Consider the following 10,409-nt stretch of genomic DNA (forward strand, 5'->3'; position numbering starts at 1 on the left):
TGTTATAAATGCAGAGGCCGCCCCGGCCAACGCAGAACAACAATCCAAGGAGGCGCAATGAACGCCCTGCACGCTCGCCAACCTACCCCTATCGAAGCCCACAATCCCATCGGCACCGACGGTTTCGAGTTCGTCGAATACACCGCACCGACGCCCGAAGGCATCCAGCAGCTGCGTGAGCTGTTCACCGCCATGGGCTTTACCGAAACCGCCAAGCACCGCTCGAAAGAAGTGTTTCTGTTTCAGCAGAACGATATCAACTTTGTGCTCAACGGCAGCCCCAGCGGGCATGTGCGCGAGTTCGGCCTCAAGCATGGCCCGAGCGCCTGCGCCATGGCTTTTCGGGTACAGAACGCGGCGCAGGCGGCGGCTTATGTCCAAGCGCAGGGTGCCAAGCTGGTGGGCAGCCACGCCAACTTCGGTGAGCTGAATATTCCCTGTGTCGAAGGCATCGGCGGCTCCTTGCTGTATCTGGTGGACCGCTACGGCGACAAGAGCATCTACGACGTCGATTTCGAGTACATCGAAGGCCGCACCCCGCAGGACAACGCGGTCGGCCTCAGCGAAATCGATCACCTGACCCACAACGTCAACCGCGGGCAGATGGACGTCTGGTCCGGCTTCTACGAGCGCATCGCCAACTTCCGCGAGATTCGTTATTTCGATATCGAAGGCAAGCTCACCGGCCTGCTGTCGCGGGCCATGACCGCACCCTGCGGCAAGATCCGTATTCCGATCAACGAGTCGGCCGACGACAAGTCGCAGATCGAGGAATTTATCCGTGAGTACCACGGCGAAGGCATTCAGCACATTGCCCTGGCCAGCGACGATATCTACGCCACCGTGCGCCAGCTGCGCGCCAACGGCGTGGACTTTATGACCACGCCGGACACCTATTACGCCAAGGTCGACACCCGTGTGGCCGGTCACAGCGAACCCACCGCGGTGCTGCAGGAACTCAACCTGCTGATCGACGGCGCGCCAGGGGATGACGGCATTCTGCTGCAGATTTTCACCAATACGGTGATCGGCCCGATCTTCTTCGAAATCATCCAGCGCAAAGGCAACCAGGGCTTTGGCGAGGGCAATTTCAAGGCGCTGTTCGAGTCCATCGAAGAAGACCAGGTGCGCCGTGGCGTGATCGCGGCCGATTGAACGAGGAGCTGAGCATGAGCCGCAACTGGATCAGTTTTCCCCTGCGTGAAGGCGAGTGTTCGCGCCAGGCGCACTGTGATTTCCCCGAGGGCACCTACGAGCGCGAGATGGGCCGCGAGGGCTTTTTCGGCCCCGCCGCGCACCTGCACCACAAGCACCCGCCCACCGGTTGGGTGGATTGGCAGGGGCCGCTGCGCCCGCATGCGTTCGACCTGAATCGGGTGCCCAGCGAAAGCGATTGCCCGCTGGCCGCGCCGCTGGCGCTGCACAACAGCGATGTGCGCATTCGCGTGTGGAAGTGCAACGGTGCCATGGGCCATCTGGTGCGCAATAGCGACGGCGATGAACTGCTGTTTGTGCACGAGGGCAGCGGGCATTTCTATTGCGACTTCGGCCACCTGGAATACCGCGACGGCGACTACCTGGTGATTCCGCGTGGCACCGCCTGGCGTATCGAGGCCAGCGCGCCGAGCTTTTTTCTGCTGATCGAAAATACTGACGGCGCTTATCAGCTGCCGGACAAGGGCCTGCTCGGCCCCCACGCGATCTTCGATGCGGCGGTGCTCGACCATCCGCGTCTGGATGAGGCGTTCAAGGCCCAGCAGGACGAAAACAGCTGGCAGATCCGCATCAAGCGGCGCAACCAGATCAGCACCGTGACCTTCCCCTACAACCCGCTGGACGTGGTCGGCTGGCATGGCGACAACACTGTGGTGCGCCTCAACTGGCGCGATATCCGCCCGGTGATGAGCCATCGCTACCACCTGCCGCCGTCGGCGCACACCACCTTTGTGGCCAATGGTTTTGTGGTCTGCACCTTTACCCCGCGCCCGGTGGAAAGCGACCCCGGCGCGTTGAAAGTGCCGTTCTATCACAACAACGATGACTACGACGAAGTGCTGTTCTACCACCGTGGCAACTTCTTCAGTCGCGACAATATCGAGGCCGGGATGGTCACCTTGCACCCCTGCGGCTTCCCCCATGGCCCGCACCCCAAGGCGCTGAAAAAGAGCCAGGAAAGCCCGGCGACCTTTGTCGAGGAAGTGGCGGTGATGATCGATACCCGCCGTGGCCTGGAGATTGGCGAAGCGGCCGCGGCCGTGGATGTGCCGGCCTATGTGGACTCCTGGCGTGCGCCAGGTCTTGCCCGTTAATGGAAACCGAACCATGAAACTTGCTTCTCTGAATCACGGCCGTGACGGCCAGCTTGTTGTCGTTTCCCGCGACCTGGTGCGCGCGGTAAAGGTGCCGGGCATTGCCGCCACCCTGCAGGCCGCCCTCGATACCTGGGCCAGCACCCGGCCAAAACTGGAGGCGGTGTACCAACGCCTCAACGATGGCCTCGAAGGCCAGGCCTTTGCCTTCGACCAGAGTGCCTGCGCCAGCCCTTTGCCACGTGCCTATCACTGGGCCGACGGCAGCGCCTATGTCAACCATGTGGAGTTGGTACGCAAAGCCCGGGGCGCGCAAATGCCGGAAAGTTTCTGGCATGACCCGCTGATCTATCAGGGCGGTGCCGACACCTTTGTCGCCCCCCACAGCCCGATCCTGATGGCCGACGAAGCCTGGGGCATCGACCTGGAAGCCGAGATAGCCGTGGTGACCGACGATGTGCCGATGGGCGTTTCGAGTGCCGAGGCGGGCGGGCATATCCAGTTGCTGATGCTGGTCAACGATGTGTCGCTGCGTAACCTGATTCCGGGGGAGTTGGCCAAGGGCTTTGGGTTCTACCAGAGCAAACCCTCGTCGAGCTTCTCGCCGGTGGCGATCACCCCGGATGAGCTGGGCGACACCTGGCGCGACGGCAAGGTACACCGGCCGCTGACCTCGCATATCAACGGCGAGCTGTTCGGCCAGCCGGATGCCGGCACCGATATGACCTTCAACTTTCCCACCCTGTTGGCCCATGCAGCGAAAACCCGGGCGTTGGGCGCAGGCACCATTGTCGGCTCCGGCACCGTGTCGAACTACGACCGCAGCGCCGGCAGCAGCTGCCTGGCAGAAAAACGCATGCTGGAAATCATCGCGCATGGCGAGGCGCAAACTCCGTTTCTGCGCTTTGGCGACCGGGTGCGCATCGAGATGTTCGACGGTGCCGGGCAGAGCATTTTCGGTGCCATCGACCAGCTGGTAACCCGCTACCGAGGTTGAGCCATGCTGACCCTTTACGATTACTGGCGCTCCAGCGCGGCCTATCGGGTGCGCATCGCCCTCAACCTCAAGGGCCTGGCGTACCAGGCGGTGCCGGTGCACCTGGTCAAGGAGGGTGGTCAGCAGCACAGCGCCGATTACCTGACCCTGAACCCGCAAGGGCTGCTGCCGTTGCTGGTGGATGGCAGTCAGCGCATTGCTCAGTCCCTGGCGATTCTCGAATATCTGGAAGAGCGCTATCCGCAACCGGCGCTATTGCCCCGCGAGCATGGCCAGCGCGCGCAGATCCGTAGCATCGCCCTGCATATCGCCTGCGACATTCACCCGCTGAACAATCTGCGGGTGTTGCAGTACCTCACGGGTGAGTTGGGTATCGATGCGCAAGCCAAAGATGCCTGGTATCGCCACTGGGTCGAAACCGGCCTGGCGGCGGTGGAGCAGGGATTGGCGCAAATGACCACGCCGCTGTCATTGGGCGAACGGCCGGGTTTACTGGAAGCCTGCCTGATTCCGCAGGTGTACAATGCGCGCCGTTTTAACTGTGACCTCCATGCGTACCCGCGCATTCTCGCTGTGGTCGAGCGCTGCAACTCGTTACCGGCATTCGTAAACGCCGCGCCCGAGGTGCAGCCCGACGCCGTTCTGTAGGAACAGCGCCCGACCGCACCAAGGCTGAACCGCTACAAGCGCCTTGCGAAACTCCGCCTAGCCACAAGCCAGGCGGGTCCGATCCCGTCACAGATAAAAACAATAGGTGACGTTACATGCATGACAGTCTTTCCTCCGGCCACCTCAAACGGGGCCTGAAAAACCGCCATATCCAACTGATCGCCCTCGGTGGCGCGATCGGCACCGGGTTGTTCCTGGGCTCGGCCGGGGTGCTGAAAAGCGCCGGGCCATCGATGATCCTCGGTTACGCCATCTGCGGCTTTATCGCCTTTATGATCATGCGCCAGCTCGGTGAAATGATTGTTGAAGAGCCGGTAGCCGGTTCCTTCAGCCATTTCGCCCACAAGTACTGGGGCGGTTTCGCCGGCTTTCTGTCGGGCTGGAACTGCTGGGTGCTGTATATCCTGGTGGGCATGTCCGAGCTCACCGCGGTGGGCAAGTACATTCACTACTGGTGGCCGGACGTACCGACCTGGGCCTCGGCAGCGGTATTTTTCGTGCTGGTCAACGCCATCAACCTGGCCAACGTAAAGCTGTTTGGCGAGGCGGAATTCTGGTTCGCCATGATCAAGGTGGTGGCCATCGTCGGCATGATCGTCCTGGGCTGCTATCTGCTGTTCAGCGGTACCGGCGGTGAGCAGGCGACGGTCAGCAACCTGTGGGCCCATGGCGGATTTTTCCCCAACGGCGTCAGCGGCCTGGTGATGGCCATGGCCTTTATCATGTTTTCCTTCGGCGGCCTGGAAATGCTCGGCTTTACCGCCGCCGAGGCCGACCAGCCGAAAAGCGTGATTCCCAAGGCGATCAATCAGGTGATCTACCGCATCCTGATTTTCTACGTCGGTGCCCTGGTGGTGCTGTTGTCGCTGACCCCCTGGAACCTGCTGCTGGAACATATCAACAGCGCCGGTGACCCCTACAGCGGCAGCCCGTTTGTGCAGGTGTTCTCCCTGCTGGGCAGCAACACCGCCGCGCACTTGCTCAACTTCGTGGTGCTGACGGCGGCGGTGTCGGTGTACAACAGCGGCACCTACTGCAATGGCCGCATGCTGCTGGGCCTGGCCGAGCAGGGCGATGCGCCCAAGGTGTTCGCCGAGGTGGATAAACGTGGGGTACCGGTGAATGCCTTGCTGCTTTCGGCGCTGGTGACCTTCCTCGCTGTAGTGGTGAACTACGTGGTGCCGCAAAACGCCCTGGAACTGCTGATGTCGCTGGTAGTGGCGGCGCTGGTGATCAACTGGGCGATGATCAGCTACTCGCACCTGAAATTCCGCCAGCAAATGGATAAAGACGGCGTGCGCACCGCCTTCCGCGCCTTGCTGTTCCCCTACGGCAACTACCTGTGTCTGGCGTTCGTGCTGTTTATTCTCGGCGTGATGCTGCTGATTCCGGGGATTCAGGTGTCGGTGTACGCCATTCCGGTGTGGCTGGTGATCATGTGGGGCTGCTACCGGGTGAAGCTGGCGCGGGCTAAAACAGCAGCGTTGCAGGCCGTTACTGACTGACTCGGTCCCTGTGGGCGGGGCTTTAGCCGCGAGCTTTTAAAATCAAAAGCATCGCGGCTAAAGCCCCTCCCAAAAAGCAAGCTGCGTTATTCTGCGGTTCTGTTCAACGCCCGGTTTCTTCCATGCTGGTGATCTCCAACAACGTCCATCTGCCCGATACCGACATCGAGCTAAGCGCCATCCGCGCCCAGGGTGCGGGTGGGCAGAACGTCAATAAAGTCTCCAGCGCCGTGCACCTGCGTTTTGACATCAACGCGTCGTCTCTGCCGCCGTTCTACAAGGAACGCCTGCTGGAATGGCGCGACAGCCGCATCACCAGTGATGGTGTGGTGGTGATCAAGGCTCAGCAATACCGCACTCAGGAACAGAACCGCGCCGATGCCTTGGAGCGCTTGAAGGAACTGATTCTGGCGGCCAGCAAGGTCGAGAAAAAACGCCGGCCGACCAAGCCGACCTTGGGTTCGAAGAAGCGCCGGCTGGAAGGTAAGAGTCAGCGGGGGGCGATCAAGGCGGGTAGGGGTAAGGTGGATTTTTGAGTGCGGCGTAACCTGCGAAATTCTGGGAATCAGGCGCGGTGATTTACCGGCTACGACGTACTCACTTCGGCAATCGCCGCCGCCAGATACTCCAAGTGCCGAGCATCCATCCCCGCCACATTGGCGCGCCCCGTGCCCACCATATAAATGCTGTGTTCATCACGCAGGCGCTTGACCTGTTCAGCACTCAATCCGGTATAGGAAAACATCCCGCGCTGCTGGCCGATATGGGCAAACCGCTCAGCCAAGCCGTGCGGCTGCAACGCCGTCAGCAAGCCCTGGCGCAGCTCGGCAATGCGCACGCGCATGGCCTCGGCTTCTTCCTGCCACAGCAACTTCAGGCTCTCGTCGGCGAGAGTCTGCGCCACCACGGCCGCGCCATGGGCCGGCGGTGTCGACCAGAGGTTACGGGCAATCGCTGCCAACTGGCTGCGCATATCCGTCAGCTGCTCGGCGTTGGCGCAGCTCACCAGCAAGGCACCGGTACGCTCGCGGTACAGGCCGAAGTTCTTTGAGCAGGAGCTGGTGATCAGCACTTCCGGCAGCTCGGCGGTGAACAGACGCACGGCCCAGGCATCGGCTTCCAGGCCTTCGGCAAAGCCTTGGTAGGCGAAGTCGATCAGCGGCAGCAGTTCACGTTCACGCACCACGTCCAGTACCTGGCACCATTGCCCCTGGCTCAAGTCAAAGCCGCTGGGGTTGTGGCAGCAGGCGTGCAGCAGCACCACATCGCCGTGGGGTATCTGCTGCAGGGCCGCCAGCATGGCGTCGAACACCAGCTGGTTGGCGGCATCGACATAGGGGTAGTGATGAACCTTGAGCCCGGCGGCGGCAAACAGGGTTTCGTGGATCGGCCAGGTCGGGTCGCTTAGCCAGATTCCGCGGCCCGGCAGGCAGTGGCGGATAAACTCGCCGGCCAGGCGCAGGGCGCCGGTGCCGCCGGGGGTTTGCGTAGCCCCGGCGCGGTTGCCGTCGAGCAGCGCCGAGTCGGCACCGAACACCAGGCGCGCCAGGTGTTGGGTAAACAGTGGGTCGCCGTGGCCGCCGATATAGCTCTTGGTGGTTTCGCTATCGAGCAGATGGCGCTCGGCGATTTTTACCGAGCGCAATATCGGCGTGTTGCCCTGTGGGTCTTTGTACACGCCGACCCCGAGGTCGACTTTGTGCGGGTTGCGGTCGTTACGGTAGGCGTCGATCAGACCGAGGATCGGGTCGCCGGGTACGCGCGGCACCTGGCCAAAATGGCTCACTTCAGACCTTCCGCAGTCTTGGCCATCTGGTCGGTGCGCGCGGCCATGATGAAGTCATTGCGGTGCAGACCTTTGATCGAGTGGCTCCACCAGGTGACGGTGACCTTGCCCCATTCGGTCAGCAAGCCGGGGTGATGGCCTTCGGCTTCGGCGATTTCACCGACGGCGTTGGTAAAGGCCAGGGCCTGTTTGAAGTTCTTGAAGGCATAGAGCTTTTCCAGCTGCAGTACGCCGTCGCGGACTTCGATATTCCAGTCGGGAATCTCCTTGATCAGCAGCGCCAGTTCCTCATCGGACACTTTCGGCGCATCGGCTTTGCAGGCTTCGCAGTGGGCTTGGTTCAGGGCAGTCATTGGCGGTTCCTGTAGAAAAAGGCTTAGGCAGCTTTAGGTGAAAACTTCGGCTGGTGCAAACCCAGCTGGGCGGCTTGGGCAACCATGGCCATCACATCCTCATGGGCCAGATCGAACAGCCGCTTGAGATCGGGCAACACAAAATACAGCGGCTGCAGAATGTCGATGCGATAGGGCGTGCGCATGGCTTCCACGGGGTCGAAGGCCTGGTGTTCCGGCGCTTGCGACAGGCTGTAGAGGGTTTCCTTGGGCGAGGACAGAATGCCGCCGCCGTAGATCTTGCGACCCTGGGGCGTATCCACCAGGCCGAACTCGATGGTCATCCAGTACAGGCGGGCGAGAAACACGCGCTGCTCTTTGCTGGCGGCCAGACCGAGCTTGCCGTAGGTGTGGGTGAATTCGGCGAACCAGGGGTTGGTGAGGAGCGGGCAGTGGCCGAAGACTTCGTGAAAGATATCCGGCTCTTGCAGGTAATCCAGTTCTTGAGGGGTGCGAATAAAGGTAGCGACGGGAAATTGCTTGCTGGCGAGTAACTCGAAGAAGGTCTGGAACGGAATCAGCGCCGGCACCCGCGCCACTTGCCAGCCGGTACTGGCCTGCAACACGCGGTTGATTTCGTCGAGTTGCGGAATGCGCTCATGGGGCAGGGCCAGTTGCTCGATGCCATCCAGGTATTCCTGGCAGGCGCGGCCTTCGATCACCTTGAGCTGGCGGGTGATCAGGGTGTTCCACACCTGATGTTCGGCTTCGGGGTAGTGAATAAAGCCGCTGTCATCCGGTTCGCGTGCCACGTATTGCGACTGCTTCATCGCTGCCTCACTGGGTATTTGTTGTTATGTAGGAGTAGGAATAACCCGTGGCGTGCGGGTTTTCAGCCCAGTGGCGGGGGGAGGCGGGGCATTGGGCGCGGAAAATTCGTAAAGAAATGATGACGGCTTGGCGCAAGTGGCGAGGCGGCGTGTTGCTGGCACGCTAATTCGTAAACTATCCTTTACGAAATTCGCGCCGCATCGTCAGATTTTTCCGATGTAGGCGGCGACTACAACAACAAAAACGAGCTCCGCCATGCGTATCAAAGTTCATTGCCAGAACCGGATTGGCATTCTTCGCGACATCCTCAATCTGCTGGTCGAGTACGGCATCAACGTGGCCCGCGGCGAAGTCGGCGGCGAGCAGGGCAATGCCATCTATCTGCACTGCCCGAACCTGATCAATCTGCAATTCCAATCGCTGCGGCCCAAGTTCGAAGCCATCCCCGGCGTATTCGGGGTCAAGCGCGTGGGGTTGATGCCCAGCGAGCGCAAGCACCTGGAGTTGAATGCGCTGCTGGGCGCGTTGGAGTTTCCGGTGCTGTCCATCGATATGGCCGGCTCCATCGTCGCCGCCAACCGTGCCGCCGCCCAGTTGCTTGGCGTGCGGGTGGATGAGGTGCCGGGCATGCCGCTGTCGCGGTATGCCGAAGACTTCGATTTGCCTGAGCTGGTGCGCGCCAACAAGTCGCGGATCAACGGCCTGCGGGTGAAGATCAAGGGCGATGTGTTTCTCGCCGATATCGCCCCGCTGCAAACCGAACACGAGGAAAGCGACGCCATGGCCGGCGCCGTGCTGACCCTGCACCGCGCCGACCGCGTGGGGGAGCGCATCTACCATGTGCGCAAACAGGAGCTGCGCGGTTTCGACAGCATCTTCCAGAGCTCCCGCGTGCTGGCTGCCGTGGTGCGCGAAGCACGGCGCATGGCACCGCTGGATGCGCCGCTGTTGATCGAGGGCGAAACCGGCACCGGCAAGGAACTGCTCGCCCGCGCCTGCCACCTGGCCAGCCCGCGTGGGCAGTCACCCTTTATGGCGCTCAACTGCGCCGGGTTGCCGGAGTCCATGGCCGAGACTGAGCTGTTTGGTTACGGCCCTGGCGCTTTCGAAGGGGCGCGGCCGGAGGGCAAGTTGGGGCTGCTGGAACTGACCGCTGGCGGCACCTTGTTTCTCGATGGCGTCGGCGAAATGAGCCCGCGTTTGCAAGCCAAACTGCTGCGCTTTCTGCAGGACGGCTGCTTTCGCCGGGTGGGCAGTGATGAAGAGGTGTACCTGGATGTGCGGGTGATCTGCGCCACCCAGGTTGACCTTTCCGAGCTCTGCAGCAAAGGCGAATTCCGCCAGGACCTCTATCACCGCCTGAATGTGCTGAGCCTGCATATTCCGCCGCTGCGTGAGTGCCTGGACGGTCTGATGCCGCTGGCAGAGCACTTTCTCGACCAGGCCAGCCGGCAGATCGGTTGCCCACTGCCCAAGCTGGCCCCGCCGGCCTTCGAGCGCCTGAGTCATTACCACTGGCCGGGCAATGTGCGGCAGCTGGAAAACGTGCTGTTTCAGGCGGTGTCGCTGTGCGATGGGGTGTTGGTGAAGGCCGAACATATCCGCCTGCCGGACTATGGCGCGCCACAGCCGCTGGGGGATTTTTCCCTGGAGGGCGGATTGGAAGCGATTGTCGGGCGCTTCGAGAAGGCGGTGCTGGAGCGTTTATATAACGAGCATTCCAGCAGTCGACAGCTGGGCAAACGCCTGGAGGTTTCGCATACCACGATTGCCAACAAGCTTCGGCAATATGGGTTGGGGAGGGAGTGAGCGGAAACCTGACCCGCTACGTCCAGCCCATTATTCTGGGTCCCAGCCTGCGCTGGGACGACGGTGGTGTTGGCAGAAACCTCCGTCATCCCAGCGCAGGCTGGGATCCAGGATCTACCGAGATATTGTCGGGGTACGAGAAGGCGGTGCTGGAGCGTTTATATAACGAGC

The 10,409-nt window shown here is 61.6% G+C and carries 10 protein-coding genes; 7 read left to right on the top strand and 3 right to left on the bottom strand.

Features of this window, described 5'->3' with window-relative positions; translation table 11 throughout:
* Positions 1-57: 57 nt before the first annotated feature.
* The 6 genes from hppD (at position 58) to arfB (ending at position 6,016) form a co-directional block, all read left to right on the top strand.
* Positions 58-1,155 (top strand): 4-hydroxyphenylpyruvate dioxygenase, encoded by a 1,098-nt coding sequence (gene hppD / locus ACVW0Y_RS18370; RefSeq protein ID WP_457440208.1) that lies wholly within the window; start codon positions 58-60, stop codon positions 1,153-1,155.
* Between the two features lie 14 nt (positions 1,156-1,169).
* Positions 1,170-2,309, top strand: a complete 1,140-nt coding sequence (locus tag ACVW0Y_RS18375; RefSeq protein ID WP_457440210.1) for a homogentisate 1,2-dioxygenase — start codon at positions 1,170-1,172, stop codon at positions 2,307-2,309.
* A gap of 13 nt (positions 2,310-2,322) precedes the next feature.
* Positions 2,323-3,306: a fumarylacetoacetate hydrolase family protein gene (locus tag ACVW0Y_RS18380; RefSeq protein ID WP_457440212.1), complete on the top strand. Its 984-nt coding sequence runs from the start codon at positions 2,323-2,325 to the stop codon at positions 3,304-3,306.
* Positions 3,307-3,309: 3 nt separating this feature from the next.
* Positions 3,310-3,954 (top strand): maleylacetoacetate isomerase, encoded by a 645-nt coding sequence (gene maiA, locus ACVW0Y_RS18385; protein WP_457440214.1) that lies wholly within the window; start codon positions 3,310-3,312, stop codon positions 3,952-3,954.
* A gap of 116 nt (positions 3,955-4,070) precedes the next feature.
* On the top strand, positions 4,071-5,480 hold the full coding sequence (locus ACVW0Y_RS18390) for an amino acid permease (RefSeq protein WP_457440216.1): 1,410 nt from the start codon (positions 4,071-4,073) through the stop codon (positions 5,478-5,480).
* A 122-nt stretch (positions 5,481-5,602) separates the two neighbouring features.
* Positions 5,603-6,016: an alternative ribosome rescue aminoacyl-tRNA hydrolase ArfB gene (arfB, locus tag ACVW0Y_RS18395; RefSeq protein ID WP_108097172.1), complete on the top strand. Its 414-nt coding sequence runs from the start codon at positions 5,603-5,605 to the stop codon at positions 6,014-6,016.
* A gap of 50 nt (positions 6,017-6,066) precedes the next feature.
* On the opposite strand, the gene ACVW0Y_RS18400 is transcribed toward arfB, so the two are convergent.
* From ACVW0Y_RS18400 to phhA, 3 genes are read right to left on the bottom strand one after another with little or no spacing between them, the layout of a single operon-like run.
* Positions 6,067-7,266 carry an amino acid aminotransferase gene (locus tag ACVW0Y_RS18400; RefSeq protein WP_457440218.1) on the bottom strand — a complete coding sequence of 400 codons (1,200 nt, stop codon included), beginning with the start codon at positions 7,264-7,266 and terminating at the stop codon, positions 6,067-6,069.
* On the bottom strand, positions 7,263-7,619 hold the full coding sequence (locus ACVW0Y_RS18405; protein WP_457440220.1) for a 4a-hydroxytetrahydrobiopterin dehydratase: 357 nt from the start codon (positions 7,617-7,619) through the stop codon (positions 7,263-7,265). The genes ACVW0Y_RS18400 and ACVW0Y_RS18405 overlap by 4 nt, the downstream gene beginning before the upstream one ends.
* A gap of 23 nt (positions 7,620-7,642) precedes the next feature.
* Complete coding sequence (phhA, locus tag ACVW0Y_RS18410; protein WP_457440222.1) at positions 7,643-8,428, bottom strand: phenylalanine 4-monooxygenase; 786 nt, start codon at positions 8,426-8,428, stop codon at positions 7,643-7,645.
* Between the two features lie 256 nt (positions 8,429-8,684).
* Between phhA and ACVW0Y_RS18415 the strand changes: the two genes are divergently transcribed.
* Entirely contained in the window at positions 8,685-10,238 is a 1,554-nt protein-coding gene (locus tag ACVW0Y_RS18415; RefSeq protein WP_457440224.1) for a sigma-54-dependent transcriptional regulator, read from the top strand.
* Positions 10,239-10,409 lie beyond the last annotated feature (171 nt).

It is taken from the genome of Pseudomonas sp. TE3786 (assembly GCF_054057335.1).

Excerpts from the sequence above, each read along its gene's own strand:
- hppD (WP_457440208.1), top strand. The coding sequence starts at position 58 with ATGAACGCCCTGCACGCTCGCCAACCTACCCCTATCGAAGCCCACAAT.
- ACVW0Y_RS18375 (WP_457440210.1), top strand. The coding sequence starts at position 1,170 with ATGAGCCGCAACTGGATCAGTTTTCCCCTGCGTGAAGGCGAGTGTTCG.
- ACVW0Y_RS18380 (WP_457440212.1), top strand. The coding sequence starts at position 2,323 with ATGAAACTTGCTTCTCTGAATCACGGCCGTGACGGCCAGCTTGTTGTC.
- maiA (WP_457440214.1), top strand. The coding sequence starts at position 3,310 with ATGCTGACCCTTTACGATTACTGGCGCTCCAGCGCGGCCTATCGGGTG.
- ACVW0Y_RS18390 (WP_457440216.1), top strand. The coding sequence starts at position 4,071 with ATGCATGACAGTCTTTCCTCCGGCCACCTCAAACGGGGCCTGAAAAAC.
- arfB (WP_108097172.1), top strand. The coding sequence starts at position 5,603 with ATGCTGGTGATCTCCAACAACGTCCATCTGCCCGATACCGACATCGAG.
- ACVW0Y_RS18405 (WP_457440220.1), bottom strand. The coding sequence starts at position 7,619 with ATGACTGCCCTGAACCAAGCCCACTGCGAAGCCTGCAAAGCCGATGCG.
- phhA (WP_457440222.1), bottom strand. The coding sequence starts at position 8,428 with ATGAAGCAGTCGCAATACGTGGCACGCGAACCGGATGACAGCGGCTTT.
- ACVW0Y_RS18415 (WP_457440224.1), top strand. The coding sequence starts at position 8,685 with ATGCGTATCAAAGTTCATTGCCAGAACCGGATTGGCATTCTTCGCGAC.